The organism is Winogradskyella sp. A3E31, assembly GCF_046720935.1.
GTDB lineage: Bacteria > Bacteroidota > Bacteroidia > Flavobacteriales > Flavobacteriaceae > Winogradskyella.
The window spans coordinates 212,636-233,488 of the sequence record NZ_JBHNWH010000006.1; the positions used below are offsets into that span (position 1 = coordinate 212,636).

Sequence of the window (20,853 nt, forward strand, 5' to 3'; positions counted from 1 at the left end):
ATGGCAAAAAAAGCTGAAGTTTCTGTTGAAGAGCGGTTAAGAGCATTATACGATTTACAATTAATTGACTCAAGAGTAGACGAAATAAGAAATGTCAGAGGTGAGCTTCCACTAGAAGTAAGAGATTTAGAAGACGAAGTTGAAGGCTTAACTAAGCGTTTAGAAAAGCTGAATGATAGTCTCGATATGATTGATGAAGAAATTAAGTCTAAAAAGAACTTAATCGAAGAGTCTAAAGCACTGATCGGAAAATATTCTGAACAACAAAAAAATGTTAGAAATAACAGAGAATATAACTCTTTAACTAAAGAGGTTGAGTTTCAGGAATTAGAGATTCAATTGGCTGAAAAGCACATTAAGGAATTTAAGGCTCAAATTGAGCAAAAGAAAGAAGTTATTTCTGAAACTAAAGAGCGTTTAAAAGACAAAAACGCACATCTAAAGCATAAAAAAGGCGAACTGAACGAAATCTTAAAAGAGACTGAAAAGGAAGAAAAAGCCTTAATTGATAAGTCAGAAGAATTTCAAAAGAAAATTGAAGAGCGTTTGGTAAAAGCCTATATGCGTATTAGAAATAACGTGAAAAACGGTTTAGCTGTTGTGCCGATTGAAAGAGGTGCATCTGGAGGATCTTTCTTCACCATTCCACCACAAGTACAGGTAGAAATTGCATCACGCAAAAAAGTAATTACCGATGAACATAGTGGACGTATCTTAGTCGATGCCCAATTAGCCGAAGAAGAAAAAGCTAAAATGGATAAGTTATTTGCAAAGTTGCAATAACACTGAAAATATAGATTTTTAAAGCCCTTACAAGTTGTAAGGGCTTTTTTATTTAGTAAAACTTTAAAATAATTGGTGTTAAGGAATTGTAGTTTTATACGACTATAGAAAAAAGAAAAATCAAGATAAGATGAAAAAAATATTGACACTACTAACTATTGCACTACTCTTCAGTTGCAATAACACCGCACAAAATATAAACCCTAAACAACAGGCTGTTATAAATGCCGATCCGATTGAAGTACCAATGGAAAATGGCTTAGCAAAAGCGTATTTTGCGTCTGGTTGTTTTTGGTGTGTTGAAGCTATTTATGAGAGCGTCAAAGGAGTTGACGAAGTTATCAGCGGCTATTCCGGAGGCTTTACCAAAAGCCCAACTTATGAATCTAGTAACACAGGTAGAACCGGACACGCGGAGGCAGTAGAAGTTATTTACAACCCTAATATGATTAGTTTTTCTGAATTAGTGGACGTCTATTTTGGATCGCAAAATCCCACGCAAGTCAATGGTCAAGGCCCAGATAGAGGTCCACAGTATAGATCCATTATTTTTTATCAGAATGATGAGCAAAAGAAGATTATTGAGCAAAAGAAATCTGACTTAACCAAAAAACTGAATGAGGACATTGCTGCTGAAGTTTATCCATTCCAAAAATTCTGGGTTGCCGAAGGTTATCATCAAAATTATGAAAAACGTAATCCTAATCAAGGTTATATAAGGAATGTGTCCGTACCAAGATTAAATCGGTTTAAGGCTAAGTTTCCGGAACTCTTAAAAGAAGGAGAAAAACATTAAATTATATTGACCTACAAGGTTTTAAAAACCTTGTAGGTCTTTACTTTTATTTAGTAGCCTTAATTTCAAAAATCATAGGAAACAATTGATCTTTCATTACATACATGCCAGTATCAGATTTTATTAAATCTGGAAACACATCATAAGGACTTTCATCATATTCATTAATATATTCAATTTTTAATCCCGCTTCAATTAAAGCATTGATGACATCTGCCAACCCATGGTTCCAACCATATTCTTTACTAATCATCTTTGAAGACGTGTCGGCATAAGTCCCTTCATATTCTTCATAAATGACTTCGCTCTGGTTATAATGGTATTTTAATTCTGCTTTATTATCGGTATAATCGAACATCCACAAAATAGGATGAAATTCGACAATGTAAAATATACCACCGGGTTTTAAACGTTCAAAAATCATTTTCGCCCAAGGCTTTAAATCTGGCAACCATCCAATAGTTCCGTAGCTTGTAAAAACAATATCAAATGTTTCCGAAACATGTTTAGAGGTATCCAAAACATTACAACACACAAATGTGGCATCTTCCTTTAAGTCATCATTTAACTGTCTTGCAAGAGTAATCGCTTCATCGCTAATATCTACACCTGTGCATTTGGCTCCCATCCTACTCCAACTTAAGGTATCTTGCCCAAAATGACATTGTAAATGCAGTAGTGATTTTTCTATAACATCATTAAGGGCCTTCAATTCATAAGGCATTAATGAGGACTGACCCGATGTAAAAGCATCCATATTATACATATCACTTTTAGCATGTATAGCCACCTTCTTATTCCAAGTCTCTTTATTAACCTTAAAATATTGATTCAAATCACTCATTGTTCCTTAAATTTGTTACTAAAATAATCAACTTTTAATCATGAAAGCCTTACCAATTGTATTACTAGCACTTTTTCTTATAACCTCTTGTAAAGATGACACAACTAAAGAGGAAGTTGAGATTCAAGATATTGAACAAGACACCGAAGAAGTATCAATAGCCCAAAAAATTGCCAATGCACACGGTTTTGAACACTGGGAAAACGTAAAATCTATTGATTTTACCTTTCAAGTTGACACGGAAAGTAAAGAAGGTAACGAGCGTATATGGAAATGGAATCCCAACACAAATGAAGTTACCCGTTTTAAAGAAGACGAAACCATAAGTTATTTAAGAAGTGATGTGGACAGCACAACGATGACTATTGACAGAGCGTTTATCAACGATAAATACTGGTTAATGGTTCCTTTTCAATTGGTTTGGGACTCCTCAGCTACAATTTCTGAACCGTCTAAGGCGGAAGCTCCAGTTAGCAAAAATTCTATGAATAAAATCACCTTAACCTATCCAAGTGACAGTGGTGGCTATACACCTGGTGATGCCTATGATGTTTTTTATGATGACAGTTTTGTGATAAGAGAATGGACGTTTAGACGAGGAAATTCAAAAGAACCTACCATGAGTACAACTTTTGAAAGCTACAGAGATTATAATGGGGTGATACTTGCATTAGAACATAAAATGGCTGAAGCTGCTGGTTGGAACTTAAATTTTACTAACGTTAATGTGACATTTAAATAGGAAAATTGTAAGGGTAACATCCAAATAAACGACTCAATGCGTATATCTATAAAATTTCCGCATTTGCGTCTATATATATCCTAGAGCGTCTTTATTAAAAGGCGCTTTTTTTATCCTCTAAACTCTTCTTTAACATGCGCACCGTCACAGTAGGGTTTGTTTTGTGATGAACCACAACGACAAAAGGCTGTTGTTCTATTCTTCTTTTCTTCGTTTCCGTCTTTATCTACGACCTTTAAAGTCCCATAAACCAATAATGGACCATTTTCGGTCACTTCAACTTTTGTTTCCATAGATTGTTGAGATTTGTCTTTTTCAGAATTCATATAATAACTTAGCGCGCCACTTGGGCATTCCTTTACTTGACCAACCAAAGTATCAGTTGACGCAGCATCAATATTTATCCAAGGACGTTCTTTAGGCTGAAAAACATCTGGCAAACCCTTTACACAAATTCCGGAATGAATACACTTTTCAGCTTCCCAAACCACAGTGACTTCACCATTACTATACTCTTTTGCTTTTCCCATTTTTAAATGCTTTTCTTTAAAGATAAATAAAATTAAACGAATCCACTTTCAGCAAAAACAACTTTAACCCCTCACCTTTAATTCTTATTTTTGTTAGCAACCGAAACACATTCACTCATTGACCACCTTTAGAACAGATCTCGATTTTGCCAAAGAACAAGATCAAAACGACCCTTTAGCGCACTTTAGAGAGCGATTTCATATTCCAAAGCATACCGACGGCAGTGATGTGGTCTATTTATGTGGCAATTCATTGGGCCTACAACCAAAATCAACCAGTGCTTATATAGCTCAAGAACTAAAGGATTGGGCAGAATTGGGTGTCGAAGGTCATGTTCATGGTAAAAATCCGTGGTTGTCTTATCATGAATTGTTGACCGAAAACATGGCCAATATTGTTGGTGCAAAACCCATTGAAGTTGTGGTAATGAATACCCTCACGACTAATCTGCATCTGATGATGGTTTCGTTTTACAAACCAACATCTTCACGATATAAAATTGTCATTGAAGGAGATGCTTTTCCTTCGGACAAATATGCCGTGGAATCACAATTACGGCATCATGGCTACGATGAAAATGAAGGTTTAATTCTCTGGAATTCTAGAGAAGAGGAAGAATTGGCACGATACGAAGATTTAGAAGCGATTTTAAAAGCGCATGGCGATGAGATTGCACTAATAATGATTGGTGGTGTCAATTATTACACCGGGCAATTTTTCGATTTAAAACGCATTACAGAATTAGGTCATAAACACGGATGTGTCGTTGGCTTTGATTGCGCCCATGGTGCAGGGAATGTCAACTTAGACCTCCATAACTCAGGTGCGGATTTTGCCTTATGGTGTAGTTATAAATATTTGAATTCAGGTCCAGGCAGTTTAAGTGGTGTTTTTGTACACGAAAGACATGCCTACAATAAAGAGCTTAACCGATTTACTGGGTGGTGGAGTCACAATAAAGAAACACGTTTTAAAATGCGTGATGATTTTGACATGTTACCAGGAGCTGAAGGATGGCAATTAAGTAATCCTCCTATATTATCAATGGCCGCGATTAAAGCATCTTTAGATATGTTTGCTGAAGCTGGTATGGATACTCTAATTGCAAAATCCAAAAAGCTCACAGGCTATTTTGAGTTTTTAATCAATGAATTGAATAATGATAGCATACATATTATCACCCCAACAAATCCAAATGAGCGAGGTTGTCAATTATCTATCCAAGTAAAAAATGCAGATAGACGATTGCATGAAAAATTAACGGAAGTAGGTGTGATTAGTGATTGGCGGGAACCAGATGTTATACGCTGTGCACCAGTACCATTGTATAATTCATTTCAAGATGTTTATAACATAGTAGAAAAGTTGAAAGCAATACTTAAAAGCCCATCCTAGCCTTCTCAGAGGGAAGATGCTAAATCTCAATTAAAAGTGAGATCCTGAATCAAGTTCAGGATGACAAATAAATGAAAGAACAAAAACAAAACATACTAATCATCGGAGCTGGACTCTGCGGAAGCTTACTCGCACTCAGGCTAGGACAAAGAGGCTATAACGTTAATGTTTACGAAATGCGACCAGACCTTCGTAAAACAGATATTTCAGCAGGTCGCTCTATTAATTTAGCTTTTTCAGATCGTGGTAATAAGGGCATGAAATTGGTGGGCATAGAAGATAAAGTTAAAGCACTCTGCATACCAATGCATGGTAGAATGTTACACGACAAAAAGGGCAATACTGTCCTGTCTAACTACAGTGGACGAGAACATGAATTTATCAATTCTATTTCTCGAGGAGACCTTAATGCATTATTGCTTACTGAGGCAGAAAAACACCCTAATGTTAAAATACATTTTAACAAATCGTGCCAGAGTGTCGATTTTGAAAAGACCACTGCCCTATTTAAGGATTACGACACTAAAACTGAATTTGTAGAAGATGCAGATACTATTATAGCTACAGATGGCGCAGGATCCGCATTAAGACGAAGTTACTATCTAGAGCGCAAATTTTTATTCAGTTTTTCTCAAGACTACCTCACCCATGGTTACAAAGAACTGAGTATTCTACCAGCTAAAGATGGCGGCTATAAAACCTTTAAAAACGCTTTGCACATTTGGCCTCGTGGTGACTTTATGATTATTGCATTGCCAAACTTAGACGGTAGTTTTACGGTAACACTATTTTTAAGTTATGACGAAGGTGAGTATAATTTCAATAATCTAACCACTCCAGAAAGAGTGACGGAATTCTTTAAAAAAGAATTTCCAGATGCTTTGGAACTGATGCCTAATCTCATTGATGACTTTTTTGAAAATCCTACTGCGCCTTTAGGAACTGTAAAATGTTCCCCTTGGCATTACAAAGGAAACACCTTATTAATGGGTGATTCCGCCCACGCCATTGTACCCTTCTACGGACAAGGAATGAATGCATCCTTTGAAGACGTAGTGGTATTTGATGAAGTTTTAGATGAAGGCTTTAATGATTGGGAAACCATTTTCAAAACCTATGAACAACGACGAAAAAAAGATACAGACGCTATTGCAGATCTAGCGATTGATAACTTTCATGAAATGAAAGACCATGTAGGGCAGGCTATTTTCCAAGAGAAACGAAAGATAGAAATGGCTTTAGAAAAAAACTTTCCTGATGCATATTCATCCAAATACAGTTTGGTTACCTTTAATGAGCATATTGGATATCGTGAAGCCATGTTAAGAGGAAGAGCGCAGGACAAGGCCATTTTGAATATGCTGGCAGATGGACTTATTTCAACATCAGATGACATAAAAGACATTTTAGAAAAAGTTAAAACAGAAACTGAAGCGATTTTGGAAGATGATAGGGTTGCTAGAATGAAATAAAAGAGCCCATCCTAACCTTCCCTGAGGGAAGGAATAAATAAAACTAATAATTTTAACTCAAATTCCCGCTTTGAGTTTTTCCCCTCTGGGGAAATTAAAAGGGGCTTTTTATTATGGACGTAACACCAAGAGGAGCATACCCACACACAAAACGTGTAGGAGATTTTATTTTTGTGTCTGGTACAAGTTCTAGACGCACAGATAATACCATTGCTGGAGTTGACATTATTGACGAAATGGGAACAAAAAAGCTAAATGCCTATACTCAAACTCAAGAGGTTCTAAAAAACATTGAGCGTAACCTTGCTAAAGAAGGAGCTACCTTAAAAGACGTCGTAGATGTCACTTCCTTTTTGGTAAACATGAATGACTTTGCAGATTACAACAGAGCCTATGCAGAATTTTTTGATAAGGAAACTGGACCAACGAGAACAACTGTCGCTGTGCACCAGTTGCCGCATCCCGATTTGGTTGTTGAGATAAAGGTGATGGCCTATAAGCCTTTATAGAATGATTAAATTCTTTCGCCATATCCGTAAATCATTACTCATGAAAAACAAAACAGGCTCGTCCGCTGAAGCTTCAGCGAAGGCGGGCAGGTACTTTAAATATGCTATTGGAGAAATAATCCTTGTAGTGATTGGTATTCTTATTGCGCTTCAAATCAATACTTGGAATGAAAGTCGAAAAGACAAATTAGAAGAAGGTTCCATCATTCAAAATCTACATGATGAGTTCTCTGAAAATAAGAAATTACTCAAAGTGACACGATTTGAAACAATTGGAGCTAAAGAAGCAGGTTTTCTTATAATGGATCTTTTTGATAAATCGGAAATCATTATTAGACAACGTAATGTTGACAGCCTCTTATTTATGATGCTAGAAGCTGGTGAATTTAGGCCAAGTGAGAATACTATAAATGATCTCATTCAATCAGGACGATTAAAATTACTTCAGAACAAAAACCTTAAAGTTCTTCTATACCAATGGCAAACTGAACTCAAAAGTTTAGATGTAAGTTTTAAAAGGGTAGAGTTAAAGATTGATGATGGATTAATACCCTATATCTCTAAAAACTATGCCTTAAAGGATATTGATCAATATGGGTCATTAAATTGGAAAGAAAGCTCATCATTGGCAATAGATAAATACAAGATTTTTAACGATATTGAATTTGAAAATATTACAGATGATTATTTATATAGGGTCAATTCAGCTTTAGGTAGAGTGAATGAAATTGAAAAATTAATAGATTCAATATTAAAGGAAACTGAATAAAATAGGTGTTGATAAACATCCAAAATTATATAAACGCAAAGTGATTAAATTCTTTCGTCATATCCGTAAATCATTACTCATGAGAAACAAAACAGGTAGGTACTTTAAATACGCTATAGGCGAAATTGTTCTTGTGGTTATTGGTATTCTCATAGCTTTACAGATTAATAATTGGAATGAAGTCAAAAAAACAAAAGAAAAGGAAGAACATGCTCTAAACGAAATAATTTCTGATTTAGAGAACAACATAAAAAACCTGACAGATATAAAAACACGCGAGATAAATGGCTTAAATTCATCAAAAAAATCACTGAAAGTTATAATTGACGTTCTAGAAAATAACAAACAATATCACGACTCTTTAATTATTCACTTTACATCAATACTTGGTTATCCAGACCCTGATATAAAAACTAGTGGTTATGAATCTTTAACATCTATTGGAATGGATCTAATTTCTGAGAACCAACTACGTTCAGAAATAGGTATGTATTATACATCTAAATTGCCAGACTTAGATCGCGCATATAATGAACTTCGGGACGATTTTTACCATTATATTTTAGATTATTCACGCTTTTTGTTCAAGGGAGGCCATTACAATAAGACATACAATCGAAATATTATGATTCCGATTGATTTCGAAAAATTAAAAGATAATCGTGGATTTATAGAGTCCATAAAAATCTATGCAACTGTTTATAATGGCTTTGATACTATGACTGTAGAATCAATAGAAAGTGCTAAAACACTAAAACAAAATATTGAATTAACTTTAGAAAAAAAATTAAGGTGAATATCAAAAACTACATAAACGGTAACTTCCAAAACCCGAAAAACAATGGTTGGATAGACAACTACAATCCTTCAAACGGAGAGATTTATGGGCAAATTCCAAACTCTTCAAAAGAAGATGTAGAGGATGGATACCTTTCTGCAAAGTCTGCTTTTAAACAGTGGTCAAAAACCACATTAGAAGATCGCAGTCGTATTCTCATCAAGATTTCAGAATTATTAGAAAAAAATTTAGACCGTTTTACCGAAGCAGAAAGTAAAGACAACGGCAAACCAATTAGCTTAGCAAAAGCTATTGATATTCCAAGAGCAGCAAGCAACTTTAGATTTTTCGGCAATGCCATCACCCAATTTGCGAGTGAAAGTCATGAAAGTATTGGGCAAAATGCCATCAATTACACCTTACGTCAACCTATTGGAGTTGTAGGCTGTATCAGCCCTTGGAATTTACCACTCTACTTATTTACCTGGAAAATTGCACCTGCCATCGCTGCAGGGAATTGTGTCGTCGCTAAACCAAGTGAAGTCACACCGATGACAGCTTATTTACTTGGTGAAATTTGCAATGAAGCAGGCTTACCAAAAGGGGTTTTGAATATTGTCCATGGTTTAGGGACTACAACAGGACAATCTATTATTGAGCATCCAGATATTAAAGCTATTAGTTTTACAGGAGGTACAGCCACAGGTGCTCACATTGCAAAAGTAGCCGCACCTATGTTTAAAAAATTATCTCTAGAACTCGGCGGAAAAAACCCTAACATCATTTTTGCAGACTGTGATTATGAAGACATGCTCAATACAACAGTAAGATCGTCTTTTGCTAATCAAGGGCAGATTTGTTTGTGTGGTAGTCGCATTTTTGTTGAAGAAACTATGTATAATACGTTTAAAACTGACTTTGTAGCAAAAGTAAAGCAGCTTAAAGTTGGCCATCCTTCAGACTTAGATACAAATATTGGTGCATTAGTATCAAAATCACATTTTGAAAAAGTAATGGAGTACATCAATATTGGTAAACAAGAAGGAGGAAAAATATTATGCGGTGGTAATGAAGTCAAGGTTGAAGGCTATGAAAATGGCTATTATTTAGAGCCAACGGTTATTGAGGTGCAGAATGACGACTGCAGAGTAAATCAGGAAGAAATCTTTGGACCAGTAGTTACCATAATGCCTTTTAAATCTGAGGAAGATGTCTTAAAAATGGCAAACGAAGTAAAATACGGACTATCGGCAACACTTTGGACCAACGATTTAAAACGCACAATGCGCATGACGAATGAGCTAGAAGCCGGTATCGTTTGGGTAAACACCTGGATGTTACGCGACCTTAGAACACCTTTTGGAGGGGTGAAAGAAAGCGGTGTCGGTCGTGAAGGTGGTTTTGAAGCCTTACGCTTTTTTACAGAGGCTAAGAATGTATGTATAAAATATTAAAGCCCTTCTTCCGTCTTCCCAAGGGGAAGAAACTAGCTAGGGATTAGAATTTATAATTGAAAAAAATATCAAAATAGAACTAATAATAAAACTCCTTCCCTTTGGGAAGGTTGGGATGGGCTTATGAATCTAGAACTAAACAACAAATACGCACTGGTATGCGGAAGTACCGCAGGCATTGGAAAAGCCACTGCAATGGCTTTAGCTGCCGAGGGAACAATTGTCACACTAATTGCCAGAAATGAAGAAAAGTTAAAAGCTGTTCTATCAGAATTACCTCAGCAACGGCAACACGATTATATTGTAGCTGATTTTTCTAACCCTGATGCACTAAAAACTAAAGTTTCAGAATACATTTCTAAAAATCATGGTTTTCATATTTTAGTGAATAATACGGGTGGACCAGCTGGAGGGCCTGTTTTTTCAGCTAAGCTCGAAGAGTTTGAAAATGCCTTTACTCAGCATTTAAAATGTAACCATATTCTAGCTCAAACACTTGTACCTTTTATGAAACAAGAAGGGTTTGGACGTATTATCAATGTGATTTCGACATCAGTAAAGCAACCACTTGATGGGCTTGGTGTTAGCAATACCATTAGAGGTGCTGTGGCCAGTTGGAGTAAGACTTTAGCTAATGAATTAGGGCAATTCAATATTACAGTCAACAACGTTTTACCAGGAGCCACAGGCACGGAACGCTTAGCAGAAATCATTAAAAATAAATCAGCTAAAACTGGCAAAACAGAGGAAGAATCTGCCGACGCTATGAAAAATGCCGTACCAGCCAAACGTTTTGCTAAACCAGAGGAGCTTGCTGATGCCATCACATTTTTAGCAAGTGCAAGAGCTTCCTACATCAATGGAATTAATCTTCCGGTCGATGGCGGGCGGACAAAAAGTCTTTAAAGCCCATCCCTTCCAAAGGAAAGGAAAAGTTACTCTAATATTATTATCTTTAAGCTTAAATTGTTTTATAACGAAATACTCTTATCCACCCGAGTAAGAGTTCCTTCCCGAGCCTGTGCTGAGCGCAGTCGAAGTAGGAAGGCTAGGAAGGGCTTTTATCATGAGCAAATTACATCCACCTGTAAACTTCAAGCAATGGATTGAAGACAATAGACATTTATTAAAACCCCCTGTAGGCAACAAAGTGGTATGGAAAGATGGGGACTTCATCGTTATGGTCGTTGGTGGACCTAACAGTAGAAAAGATTATCATTATAATGAAACACCAGAGTTTTTCTATCAGGTTGAAGGCGATATCGTCTTAAAGGTTATTGATGATGGTGAACCAAAAGACATTCATATTAAAGAAGGGGATATCTTTCTACTGCCGCCTAAAATCCCACATTCACCACAGCGCGGTGCCAATACCGTTGGTTTAGTTATTGAATATCCGAGAGAAGAAGGTGTTAAAGATGCCTTATTATGGTTTTGTGAAAACTGCACGACCAAGCTTTATGAAGAAGATTTCACCTTGGATAATATAGAAACGGACATGCCAAAGATTTTCGATAATTATTATACCGATAACGATAAGCGTAAATGTCCAAATTGTGGTGAGGTTATGGAGCCACCCAAAAAGGTACAGATAGAAAATTAATTTGTCATTCCTGCGAAGGCAGGAATCTCAGAAAGAATATTAACATTAAAAAGATTCCTGCCTTCGCAGGAATGACAGCATGAAACAAAAAAGAAAACTCAGAATAAACGGTCATTCGCATCTCCTTCCCTATCCAGAAGAAATTCCTCAATTTATGAAGGATAAAGGTATTTTTTGGGTAGATAAGGACCGAAAATTTATGCTTCAAAAAGATTGGAACCGACCTATTACAGACTCTAGCTTCTTTTTAAACGAAAAATTGGCATGGATGGAACGGTATAAAATTGACCATGCCGTTGTTCTTAACCTTTCTCAATTGTATGGTAATGGATTACGTGTTGAGGAGATGAAGCAAGCTTTACGATTTCAAAATGATTTTAATGCAAAGATTCAAAAAGAAAACCCTAGCAAATTCACTTGTGGATTTGTGGTGCATCCTGGATTTGTAAGGGGCGCGTGCTGGGAAATTGAACGCTGTGTTGAGGAATTGGGCATGCAATTATTATGTTTACCAACGCATTATATGGACACCATTGGTACTTGGCGCTGTATTTTTGATGAAGAGAACGAGCCTATTTTTGAGTTGGCCAACAAATACAATCTCGCTATAGAGATTCACCCTTATGATGGTGAAAAATTTATTAAGCTCGAAAATACCTCTTGGCGGTTTCACCTTATTTGGATGTTGGCACAGTGTGCTGATGCCTATCATTTTTTGACATTGAACGGTTATCAGGATAAATATCCAAATATGCGTACTTGTTTTGCTCATGGAGGACAATTAGCTCAGATCAATATTGGACGAAGAATACAAGGGTTTGATGGCAGACCAGATTTATTTGAAGGCAAAAGTCATCCACGGAAAGCCGTTGGCCATAAAAATATTTTCTTCGACACCTTAGTACATGATACTGGTGGCTTACATCTTCTGATTAAAAATCAGGGCTACAAACAAGTTTTGATGGGGCTTGATGATCCATATCCACTTGGTGAAATGGAAAGTGAAAAACAATCCTCTTACCCTGGTAAGATTTTAGATCTAGCAATAGACCAACAAATTATTAATGAAAATGAACGTGATGCCATTTGGGAAGATAATGTCATCCAATGGTTATGTGGTGATGACGATAAGGCGAAAGAAAAGCTTGTGAACAGAATTTTAGGCTAATGCATTTTCTACCAGAAAAACTAGATAAGTATATCGTTTCTCACTCACAAGAAGAGCCCCAGTTACTAAAGAAGCTTACAAGAGAAACGTATCAAAAAGTATTACAACCAATTATGCTTAGCGGGCCTTATCAGGGTCGTGTGCTGAGCATGATTTCAAAATTGGTTAATCCTACCTATATTTTAGAACTGGGAACGTTTACAGGATATTCTACGTTGTGCTTGGCTGAAGGGTTAACCGAAAATGGTATTATTCATACTATTGATATCAATGAAGAGTTAGAACCTATACAATCCAAGTATTTTAATAAATCGAAATACCAGAAGCAAATACAACAGCATGTTGGTAATGCATTAGATATTATCCCAACTTTAAACTCAAATTTTGACTTGGTCTTTATTGATGCAGATAAGACCAACTATGTCAATTATTTTCATTTAATAATTGATAAATTAAACACTGGAGGTATTATATTATCAGATAACGTATTGTGGCACGGTAAGGTCGTTGAGCCCTTAAAAGAAAAAGACGTTTCCACAAAAGCAGTCCTCGATTATAATGCACTTCTTAAAGATGACTCACGAGTTGAGAGTGTCGTTTTACCAATCCGTGATGGTCTAACCATCAGTAGAAAAGTATAGGCTGCTATACTGCTTCTGGGCAATACCGCTGGTATAAATGCTTTGAGATAATTTGAAAGAAATCATAGTTATCATAAGGCTTAATAATGATATCGGACATACCCGAAGCTATTAATTTTTCTTCAACCTCTTCCATTACCGAAGCCGTTAGTGCAACAATAGGAATTTCAGTATCAAACTTTCGGATTTCAACCGTAGCCTCATCACCATTCATTACAGGCATGTTTAAGTCCATCAAGACCAAGTCGAATTTCTCTGTTTTAACCGCATCAATAGCCATCTGACCATTTTCAACAATATGGCATTGATAGCCTTCTTTGGTTAAAATATTCTTAGTTACAATCTGATTAATTTTATTATCCTCTGCAATTAAAATTCGTCTTCCTTCTTGCAAATCAACAATCTGGTTAATGTTTGTGACATCAAATTCTTCTTGCTTCTCAGTATCTATGTCGAAAGTAATTTCGAATGAGAATTTAGATCCTTTATCTTCCTCACTTTCTAATTCAATTTCACTTCCAAAAATGTTGAGGAGGTTTTTCGTAATTGATAATCCAAGACCAGTCCCCTGATATTCGTGATTATAATTGCGGTCTAATTGCGAGAACTTTTCAAAAATTTGTTGCTGCTTGTCCTTCGGTATACCAGGTCCGTCATCTTCAATAACAAATCTAATTGTTGAAGTACTTTCCGAACTTTTGGTCTGTTTTAGTCTTAACCAAACATTACCTTCCTTAGTAAACTTTAAGCCATTTCCTATTAGGTTAATTAGGACTTGAGACACACGAATAGTATCTCCCATTAAAAACTGAGGAATAGTCTCATCAAAATCTAAATGCAACTTATTTTTACTTCCTTCTAACTGATATGCAAAAGAATTCATGATATTCTTTGCCAATTTTTCAGGTTTAAAAGAGGAGCTGTTAAGTTCTATTTTGTTAGACTCAATTTTTCCGAATTGTAATACGTCATTTATAAGGTGCAACAGATAATCTCCAGAAAATTTTAATGATTTAATAAAGCTCTTTTCATCACTATCTAGGTTTTTGCTGTCCATTAAAAGGCTTGTCAACCCTACAACTCCATATAATGGAGTTCTTAGTTCGTGACTTATATTAGAAATAAACTGGGATTTTTGCTTAGAAGAATGTTCTGCAATATCCTTCGCCATCTCCAACTCATCATTTTGTAATTTTAGCTTTTTAGCTAGTTTTCTGTACTTGAGTTGACTGACAATTACTACGACTAAAGTTATACTTAAAATAATCGCAACGATTATCATTAATTGATTAACGCGTTGTGTTTTTTCTGTGATTTGAGATTGTAATCGTTTTTGTTGGTTGGCATACTCGGCATTGCGCTTATATTCTTCAATATTAAACTTGGACTTGGCATAATTAACCTGCCTAATTTTCTTTTCATTAAAAACCAAATCCCCATATTCACCTGCAACAGCTAACATATTAAAAGCTTCGTCTTTTTCATCCATTGATGACAAAATGCTTGCATAATCCTTGTATATATTATGAGCTAAATTATTTTTAGTGAATGAATCGACAGTGTCATTAAGAATAAGTTCTAATGCTAAATTATAATTCTCAATAGCATTAAAAGTGTTATCTGAAAAATCATGGTATTGTCCTAAAGCGTAATAAATTTTTGCTTTCTCTTCAGGCTTTAAAGTAATGTTATCAGAATTGGTTTTAGCTCTAAAAAGATACGCTAGAGCTTTATCCTTATTCTTTTCATTAATATGCAACTCTCCTAGCGATACCAAAATTGTATTCAATAAAGCAGGTTTTTCCTTATATCCCTCGTGATCTGAAATTTTTATGGATTCAGCATAGGTTAATGCTTTATTATATAATCCTATAGCTTTTTGAGAATCACCTCTACTTAACTTAATAGCAGTGCCCAAATCGGCATAAGCTTGAGCCATAATGTGATTATCTTTTAAAGATACAGAAGCTTCTAATTTTTGCTCGGCTATAGTTATAGCATTTTCATAATCGCCTACCTCTAAATAGATATCTTCTAAAGTGGTATAGGCTGAAATTTTACCATAAGTGTCAGCAATAGAATCCGAAAGTATTAAGGCTTTGCTTAAGTTCTGAAAAGCCAGATCGATTTTATCATCACAGTAATCTTTCTGTGACTGAATATTTAACTCATCGATGGTTTGAATAATGCGTCTTTCGTCTTGCGAAAAGGATAAAAAAGTAACGACAAAAACGCATACATATAGTAGAGTTTTTTTCATAGTTTATTTAGATTTGGGAAGACTAAAGTAAAAATCCTTTTTTATAAAGCCTTGTTTTTTAATCTATTATCGACAAAAAACAGGCACTTTTCGACGTATATAAAATAATTTAGGATAAACCGTAAAGCGCTTTACACTTTACCGATAAAATATGCAGAATTACAATTTGCGTTTAATAGAACCTGTAAAGTCTTCTATATCGTCCTTTACTTTATTGAGTTCTTCATTGATGTTTTTAGTCACGTCAGAACCGACATCACTATGCTCTTTTGCACTTTTAGTGACTTCGTGCTTTATATCATTAGTGGCATCCTTAAGTTGACGCATACCTTTACCAAGGCCTCTAGCTATTTCAGGAATTTTATCAGCACCAAAAACCATCACCACTATAAATAGTATGAAAATAATCTCGGGTCCACCAATAAATAAAAATGTTGCTAGTTGTATCACGCTACAAATATAACTTGAGTTTTAGGAATAAAAAAAGCCGACTCGTTAAAGTCGGCTTTTTTTAAATAATTTAATTCTTAGTTTTTAACTTGATTCTTAAACTTATCAAAATCACTCTCTTGAACTTCTTTTGGCCAAGAGTTATTTGTTGTGTCCACGTCTGCTGTTTCAAGATCTGGATCAACAACAATACTTACGATTTCCTTGTCACTTGCAATTGCCTTACTGACTTGCTCATCATTTAACCTCCAAACCTGAGCCGGATAAGTGATTTTTTCTGAAGTGCCATCAGAATAGGTGTATTTTACAATTAAAGGCATTACCAGCCCACCTGGTTTATTAAAAGTTACCTCATAAAAATACTTAGGTGATTTTAACTTCTGACGCTCTTCTGGCGTAAAGTTATCCATAATGTATTCTTTAACAGTAGGCAAATCTTCTAAATTTTCTACCGAACTAGAGGCATCATACTCATCTGAATCTTCTTCAACAAAATACACTAATGTCTCTGGATCAATATTAAAACGGTCTGCCAATTGCTTACCTCTTTCGTTTGGTTTCGTCGTAACAGCAAATTTCTTAACCGATTCTATACCTATATCAGTATAATCCGTAGTGTAGAACCAACCTCTCCAAAACCAATCTAAATCAACAGCTGATGCATCTTCCATAGTTCTGAAAAAATCTTCTGGTGTCGGGTGTTTAAACATCCAACGCTGTGCATATTCTCTAAATGCATAGTCAAATAAATCACGTCCCATTATTGTTTCTCGAAGAATATTTAGTCCTGTAGCTGGCTTAGCATAGGCGTTGCTACCAAACTGATACGTATTTAGTCCTTTAGTCATAATAGGTGCAATGAAATCTTGATTACCACCCATGTAACGCACAATGTTTTTTGCTGGCCCACGACGGGACGGATATGCTGTTTGCCCTTCTGACAAGGCTGCAGGGTACCATTCACCAAAATCTTGCTCAGCAACATATTGTACAAACGTATTAAGACCCTCGTCCATCCAAGTCCATTGACGCTCATCACTATTTACGATCATTGGAAAGAAATTATGACCCACTTCGTGTATAATAACGCTTATCATTCCGAATTTTGTTCTGTCCGAATAATTACCTTCTGCATCTGGACGCCCAAAGTTGAAGCATATCATTGGATACTCCATACCCATTGGCGCATGTACTGAAATGGCCTTATGGTAAGGATAATCGAACGTCATGCGAGAGTAAGACTTTAAAGTACTCGCTACAGCATTGGTTGACCATTGCTCCCAAAGTGGGTTTCCTTCTTTAGAATACATAGACACTGCCATAACATCTTTATCGCCAATCTTAACAGCCATCATATCCCAGATAAACTTACGTGACGTTGCAAAACCAAAATCACGAACCATCTGAGCGGATAATTTCCACGTCTTTTTGTCCTTACTTTTTGTCTTTTCAGTCTTAGTAGCCTCTTCTTGATTAACAATCAATACAGGCTTGTCATACGACTTTTTAGCCTGTTCGTAACGCTTCATCATTTCCTTTGTGAAGACCTCTTCTCTATTTGTCAAATATCCTGTCCCATCTAAGATATGGTCAGCAGGTACTGTAATATTTACATCAAAATCACCAAATGGTAATGCAAACTCATCACGTCCCCAGAACTGTGAGTTTTGCCATCCTTCTACATCATTATAGACTGCCATTCTTGGGTAAAACTGAGCGATAACATAAATACGGTTATCATTCTCCGCGAAATACTCAAAGCCAGATCGGCCACCTTCGGTAACATGATTATTAATATTGTACCACCACTTAATCTTGAAAGAAAACTTATCTCCAGTCTTCATTACTTCTGGTAGCTCTACACGCATCATTGTTCTGTTGATAGTATGAGGTAATGGTGTACCGTCAACATTAGTTACAGATTCTATATTAAAACCGCGTTCTTTAGCTTCCTCTAAATAGCTTGAACTTATTCGACTTGCTGTAGTTGCTGGTGTAACACCCGAACTGTTAATAAGAGGTGTTTTAGAATCCGGAGCTCTCATATTCTGGTCGAGCTGAACCCAAAGATATTTTAACGGATCTGGCGAATTGTTTGTGTATGTAATTGTTTCATTTCCGTAAAGTCTTGCATTGTCATCATCAATCTCAATGTCCATTTTGTAATCGGCCTGTTGCTGATAGTATGCTGGGCCAGGTGCTCCCGAACCTGTTCTAAACATATTCGGAGTAGAAAACTCGTCATATAACTGTTTAAATTTATTGTTGTTGGTGTGTCCAGGTTCTCTGGCTTCTGCTTCTTGTGCCTGTGCCAATGTTCCAAGGGAAACAAATAAAACGGCAAGGAAAGAGTGCTTGAGTAGTTTCATAAAGTTTAATTATTTGTTAAAAATGAGCCCTAAAATAGCCAATTTACTGCATTTTGTGCTTTTTTTTAATCAAAGTTTAACACACGATTGGTTTTTGCTGAAGTTAGCAAAAAGCTCTTCTTTTTTGAATTGATATTCGTTTTGATGATATTCTGCTGCTCTTCAAACATATCGAACAACACCTCGTTAGTAATTGAGATGGATTTAACATCTGAAATATTTACAATTTCGAGATAAGCATACACAATATCATCCTTGTATTCCCTACCTATATAATTAACTGAAACAGGTGCTCCATTAACCTTTACTACAATTTTATCGGTGAGGTAACGCTCAATGTATGTCTCAGCGACTTTTGGTTCGTCATCTCCACCAAGAGTAACATTATCATCATAGCGTTCTATCAATAATGCTTCAAAATCATCAATAAAAACCTGATTGGTGATTTGAATGGCTTTTTGGTCCTTAACATACACAACCTTTGTAACGCTAACATAGTATTCGTGAAGGCTAGAAAAGCTAAAAAGCAACGGCAAGAGTAATAGTAAGGATAAGTAAGTTCTTTTTTTCATGCTTTTGTTTATCTTCTTCTGTTTCAAAATTCGTTCCATTATTTAGTTCTTGACTTCAGAAGTTTGAAGGGCTTTATAGGTCAATAATTTTTTTTGAAGAAACTCCATTTGTTCTAAGGGGTTATTGTCATCACAAATTTTATCAAAATTGGGATCGTCAGAGCAAAAATAAAAATAATCCATCTGAAGCGATTCAGCTAGAGATTCTTTTTCAAACAATGCGTTAGCATACAAATCCTTAAACTGTAGCATGCATTGATTTTTAGCATCTAAAGCTACTATGTCCTTTAATTTTTTTGTACGTCCACTAATCTTATTTAGTAATTTATGGACATTAACACCACCGTAAAGAATACCAATAGCAGCTATTTTACCGTTATCAGCATCATATAGCTTTTGCTCGTTCTGTGTCATCCGAGGCCCGGTATAACCAGGGATACCCAAGTCGTAAAAATCAATATCGGTTTTTGCGTCCGAATTACGAATATCCGAGCCTAGATTTCCGGTTAAAATTTTACCAACAATCACCTGATCGAGTTGATTGACACGTTCTTCTAATCTTACTTCAAGAAATTCTCGATCTAGAATGCTTTCGGTGATGATCACTTCTTTTGTAATGTATTTTATGCCCGTCACTGTTAGGGTATCACCCATTTTTACTGGGATAATAAATGAGCCATTGACTTCTGTTATGGTGTATTTTAGTGCAGTTTTATTGAGTACATGTATGCCATCAACGTCATCATCTGCCACCACTTTACCTCTCAAATCAGTTTGAGCAGTGGCTAAAAAACCAACAAAAAAGCAAAGAGAAAGAAGGTACCTAGTTTTTTTCACGCTCTTGTATTAAGAACAATTGGCTTTGTTTATTGATATATTCCAATAATTCAACCTCATTATCATCCACTAAAAGCCTTTTGTTTATCGGCTTTTTTTCAAGGAAAGCGAAAAATTCTCCAGCTTTATCCAAGGGAATTTCAAATTGTTCGAAAAGAAAATTAGCATCGTATTTCAATGCAAGTTCTGACATCTCTTTTTGAGTAATGTCTTCAGTCTCATTCTCATTTTCATCCGAAAAAGCTCCAGCAATCAGTTTTGCAACATTTTTAATATTGAGACCATACTTAAACTCTCTATTGGTAAAGGGGTTATCCACTTCAGATTTATTATCATCCGTAAACTGATAATCGTCAAGATCGTCGATACCTAGATAAATCTTGTTCATGTCCACATTATAGGTTCTTACAGATTCTAAATCGACTGTTAAGTTACCCGTAAGGTCATAAGGCAAAATCAGAACCTCATCTAATTTATTGACCTGTTCAACTAATATCACCGTCATTTTCCTAGATTTTACGATACGTTCATCAATTGTAACGGAGAAGTCCTTAAACTGCAAGGCCCCAAAATCAATCACATCATTTAGACCTGCCACAATAATAAAATTACCTTTCTCATCGGTTGTAGTGCCATTATTTGTGCTAGAATTGAAAACTGTGATACCTTCTTTCTCATTGGACTCTACGCTGATTTTTCCCGAAATTTCATAACGCTCTCCGTTTTGGGAAATCCCAAATGCAATAAAAACAAGAGAGAAAAATATGGATAAATAGGTTTTCATGATTGGTTAAATTATTATAGACTATAAAGTTCTTACTTAGATTCTAAAATCTTTGGTAATGCCATTGTAAAGTTTTGTTAAACTGAAGGATTACTT

Annotated in this window: 21 protein-coding genes; 13 read left to right on the forward strand and 8 right to left on the reverse strand. The window is 35.7% G+C overall.

Going from position 1 to position 20,853, the window contains the following annotated elements:
- Positions 1-783 carry a zinc ribbon domain-containing protein gene (locus ACFEMA_RS09395; RefSeq protein ID WP_411767889.1) on the forward strand — a complete coding sequence of 261 codons (783 nt, stop codon included), beginning with the start codon at positions 1-3 and terminating at the stop codon, positions 781-783.
- A gap of 130 nt (positions 784-913) precedes the next feature.
- Positions 914-1,579, forward strand: a complete 666-nt coding sequence (gene msrA, locus ACFEMA_RS09400) for a peptide-methionine (S)-S-oxide reductase MsrA (protein WP_411767890.1) — start codon at positions 914-916, stop codon at positions 1,577-1,579.
- Between the two features lie 46 nt (positions 1,580-1,625).
- Here the strand turns inward: msrA and ACFEMA_RS09405 are convergent, their stop codons facing one another.
- Entirely contained in the window at positions 1,626-2,423 is a 798-nt protein-coding gene (locus tag ACFEMA_RS09405) for a class I SAM-dependent methyltransferase (RefSeq protein WP_411767891.1), read from the reverse strand.
- A gap of 40 nt (positions 2,424-2,463) precedes the next feature.
- Here ACFEMA_RS09405 and ACFEMA_RS09410 point away from each other — a divergent pair, with 40 nt between their 5' ends.
- On the forward strand, positions 2,464-3,165 hold the full coding sequence (locus ACFEMA_RS09410; RefSeq protein ID WP_411767892.1) for a hypothetical protein: 702 nt from the start codon (positions 2,464-2,466) through the stop codon (positions 3,163-3,165).
- A gap of 110 nt (positions 3,166-3,275) precedes the next feature.
- On the opposite strand, the gene ACFEMA_RS09415 is transcribed toward ACFEMA_RS09410, so the two are convergent.
- On the reverse strand, positions 3,276-3,695 hold the full coding sequence (locus tag ACFEMA_RS09415; protein WP_411767893.1) for a (4Fe-4S)-binding protein: 420 nt from the start codon (positions 3,693-3,695) through the stop codon (positions 3,276-3,278).
- Positions 3,696-3,813: 118 nt separating this feature from the next.
- On the opposite strand from ACFEMA_RS09415, the gene kynU reads away from it, so the two are divergent.
- The 10 genes from kynU to ACFEMA_RS09465 all read left to right on the forward strand — a co-directional run bounded on the left by kynU (position 3,814) and on the right by ACFEMA_RS09465 (position 13,485).
- Entirely contained in the window at positions 3,814-5,091 is a 1,278-nt protein-coding gene (gene kynU / locus ACFEMA_RS09420; RefSeq protein ID WP_411767894.1) for a kynureninase, read from the forward strand.
- Between the two features lie 71 nt (positions 5,092-5,162).
- Entirely contained in the window at positions 5,163-6,563 is a 1,401-nt protein-coding gene (locus ACFEMA_RS09425; protein WP_411767895.1) for an FAD-dependent oxidoreductase, read from the forward strand.
- Between the two features lie 113 nt (positions 6,564-6,676).
- Positions 6,677-7,072, forward strand: a complete 396-nt coding sequence (locus ACFEMA_RS09430) for a RidA family protein (protein WP_411767896.1) — start codon at positions 6,677-6,679, stop codon at positions 7,070-7,072.
- Between the two features lies 1 nt (position 7,073).
- Positions 7,074-7,841: a DUF6090 family protein gene (locus ACFEMA_RS09435; RefSeq protein ID WP_411767897.1), complete on the forward strand. Its 768-nt coding sequence runs from the start codon at positions 7,074-7,076 to the stop codon at positions 7,839-7,841.
- A gap of 79 nt (positions 7,842-7,920) precedes the next feature.
- On the forward strand, positions 7,921-8,637 hold the full coding sequence (locus ACFEMA_RS09440; RefSeq protein WP_411767898.1) for a DUF6090 family protein: 717 nt from the start codon (positions 7,921-7,923) through the stop codon (positions 8,635-8,637).
- Positions 8,634-10,073, forward strand: coding sequence for an aldehyde dehydrogenase (locus ACFEMA_RS09445; protein ID WP_411767899.1), 1,440 nt, complete (start codon positions 8,634-8,636; stop codon positions 10,071-10,073). The genes ACFEMA_RS09440 and ACFEMA_RS09445 overlap by 4 nt, the downstream gene beginning before the upstream one ends.
- A 123-nt stretch (positions 10,074-10,196) precedes the next feature.
- On the forward strand, positions 10,197-10,979 hold the full coding sequence (locus tag ACFEMA_RS09450) for an SDR family oxidoreductase (protein ID WP_411767900.1): 783 nt from the start codon (positions 10,197-10,199) through the stop codon (positions 10,977-10,979).
- Positions 10,980-11,139: 160 nt separating this feature from the next.
- On the forward strand, positions 11,140-11,676 hold the full coding sequence (locus ACFEMA_RS09455) for a 3-hydroxyanthranilate 3,4-dioxygenase (RefSeq protein WP_411767901.1): 537 nt from the start codon (positions 11,140-11,142) through the stop codon (positions 11,674-11,676).
- 79 nt (positions 11,677-11,755) lie between these two features.
- Positions 11,756-12,844 carry an amidohydrolase family protein gene (locus ACFEMA_RS09460; RefSeq protein WP_411767902.1) on the forward strand — a complete coding sequence of 363 codons (1,089 nt, stop codon included), beginning with the start codon at positions 11,756-11,758 and terminating at the stop codon, positions 12,842-12,844.
- Positions 12,844-13,485 (forward strand): O-methyltransferase, encoded by a 642-nt coding sequence (locus ACFEMA_RS09465; RefSeq protein WP_411767903.1) that lies wholly within the window; start codon positions 12,844-12,846, stop codon positions 13,483-13,485. The genes ACFEMA_RS09460 and ACFEMA_RS09465 overlap by 1 nt, the downstream gene beginning before the upstream one ends.
- A 4-nt stretch (positions 13,486-13,489) precedes the next feature.
- Here ACFEMA_RS09465 and ACFEMA_RS09470 read toward each other — a convergent pair whose 3' ends face one another.
- The 6 genes from ACFEMA_RS09470 to ACFEMA_RS09495 all read right to left on the reverse strand — a co-directional run bounded on the left by ACFEMA_RS09470 (position 13,490) and on the right by ACFEMA_RS09495 (position 20,757).
- Positions 13,490-15,745, reverse strand: coding sequence for an ATP-binding protein (locus tag ACFEMA_RS09470; RefSeq protein ID WP_411767904.1), 2,256 nt, complete (start codon positions 15,743-15,745; stop codon positions 13,490-13,492).
- Between the two features lie 159 nt (positions 15,746-15,904).
- On the reverse strand, positions 15,905-16,195 hold the full coding sequence (locus tag ACFEMA_RS09475; RefSeq protein ID WP_411767905.1) for a twin-arginine translocase TatA/TatE family subunit: 291 nt from the start codon (positions 16,193-16,195) through the stop codon (positions 15,905-15,907).
- Positions 16,196-16,272: 77 nt separating this feature from the next.
- On the reverse strand, positions 16,273-18,564 hold the full coding sequence (locus ACFEMA_RS09480) for a M1 family metallopeptidase (RefSeq protein ID WP_411767906.1): 2,292 nt from the start codon (positions 18,562-18,564) through the stop codon (positions 16,273-16,275).
- Positions 18,565-18,629: 65 nt separating this feature from the next.
- Entirely contained in the window at positions 18,630-19,136 is a 507-nt protein-coding gene (locus tag ACFEMA_RS09485) for a DUF6702 family protein (protein WP_411767907.1), read from the reverse strand.
- Positions 19,137-19,178: 42 nt separating this feature from the next.
- The gene (locus tag ACFEMA_RS09490; protein ID WP_411767908.1) at positions 19,179-19,973 is read right to left on the reverse strand and encodes a hypothetical protein; all 795 of its coding nucleotides are present in this window, start codon (positions 19,971-19,973) and stop codon (positions 19,179-19,181) included.
- Positions 19,960-20,757 carry a hypothetical protein gene (locus tag ACFEMA_RS09495; RefSeq protein ID WP_411767909.1) on the reverse strand — a complete coding sequence of 266 codons (798 nt, stop codon included), beginning with the start codon at positions 20,755-20,757 and terminating at the stop codon, positions 19,960-19,962. Before ACFEMA_RS09495 ends, ACFEMA_RS09490 begins: the two co-directional genes overlap by 14 nt.
- Between the last annotated feature and the right edge of the window lie 96 nt (positions 20,758-20,853).

Excerpts from the sequence above, each read along its gene's own strand:
- ACFEMA_RS09395 (WP_411767889.1), top strand. The coding sequence starts at position 1 with ATGGCAAAAAAAGCTGAAGTTTCTGTTGAAGAGCGGTTAAGAGCATTA.
- msrA (WP_411767890.1), top strand. The coding sequence starts at position 914 with ATGAAAAAAATATTGACACTACTAACTATTGCACTACTCTTCAGTTGC.
- ACFEMA_RS09405 (WP_411767891.1), bottom strand. The coding sequence starts at position 2,423 with ATGAGTGATTTGAATCAATATTTTAAGGTTAATAAAGAGACTTGGAAT.
- ACFEMA_RS09410 (WP_411767892.1), top strand. The coding sequence starts at position 2,464 with ATGAAAGCCTTACCAATTGTATTACTAGCACTTTTTCTTATAACCTCT.
- ACFEMA_RS09415 (WP_411767893.1), bottom strand. The coding sequence starts at position 3,695 with ATGGGAAAAGCAAAAGAGTATAGTAATGGTGAAGTCACTGTGGTTTGG.
- ACFEMA_RS09425 (WP_411767895.1), top strand. The coding sequence starts at position 5,163 with ATGAAAGAACAAAAACAAAACATACTAATCATCGGAGCTGGACTCTGC.
- ACFEMA_RS09430 (WP_411767896.1), top strand. The coding sequence starts at position 6,677 with ATGGACGTAACACCAAGAGGAGCATACCCACACACAAAACGTGTAGGA.
- ACFEMA_RS09435 (WP_411767897.1), top strand. The coding sequence starts at position 7,074 with ATGATTAAATTCTTTCGCCATATCCGTAAATCATTACTCATGAAAAAC.
- ACFEMA_RS09440 (WP_411767898.1), top strand. The coding sequence starts at position 7,921 with ATGAGAAACAAAACAGGTAGGTACTTTAAATACGCTATAGGCGAAATT.
- ACFEMA_RS09450 (WP_411767900.1), top strand. The coding sequence starts at position 10,197 with ATGAATCTAGAACTAAACAACAAATACGCACTGGTATGCGGAAGTACC.
- ACFEMA_RS09455 (WP_411767901.1), top strand. The coding sequence starts at position 11,140 with ATGAGCAAATTACATCCACCTGTAAACTTCAAGCAATGGATTGAAGAC.
- ACFEMA_RS09460 (WP_411767902.1), top strand. The coding sequence starts at position 11,756 with ATGAAACAAAAAAGAAAACTCAGAATAAACGGTCATTCGCATCTCCTT.
- ACFEMA_RS09465 (WP_411767903.1), top strand. The coding sequence starts at position 12,844 with ATGCATTTTCTACCAGAAAAACTAGATAAGTATATCGTTTCTCACTCA.
- ACFEMA_RS09470 (WP_411767904.1), bottom strand. The coding sequence starts at position 15,745 with ATGAAAAAAACTCTACTATATGTATGCGTTTTTGTCGTTACTTTTTTA.
- ACFEMA_RS09480 (WP_411767906.1), bottom strand. The coding sequence starts at position 18,564 with ATGAAACTACTCAAGCACTCTTTCCTTGCCGTTTTATTTGTTTCCCTT.
- ACFEMA_RS09485 (WP_411767907.1), bottom strand. The coding sequence starts at position 19,136 with ATGAAAAAAAGAACTTACTTATCCTTACTATTACTCTTGCCGTTGCTT.
- ACFEMA_RS09495 (WP_411767909.1), bottom strand. The coding sequence starts at position 20,757 with ATGAAAACCTATTTATCCATATTTTTCTCTCTTGTTTTTATTGCATTT.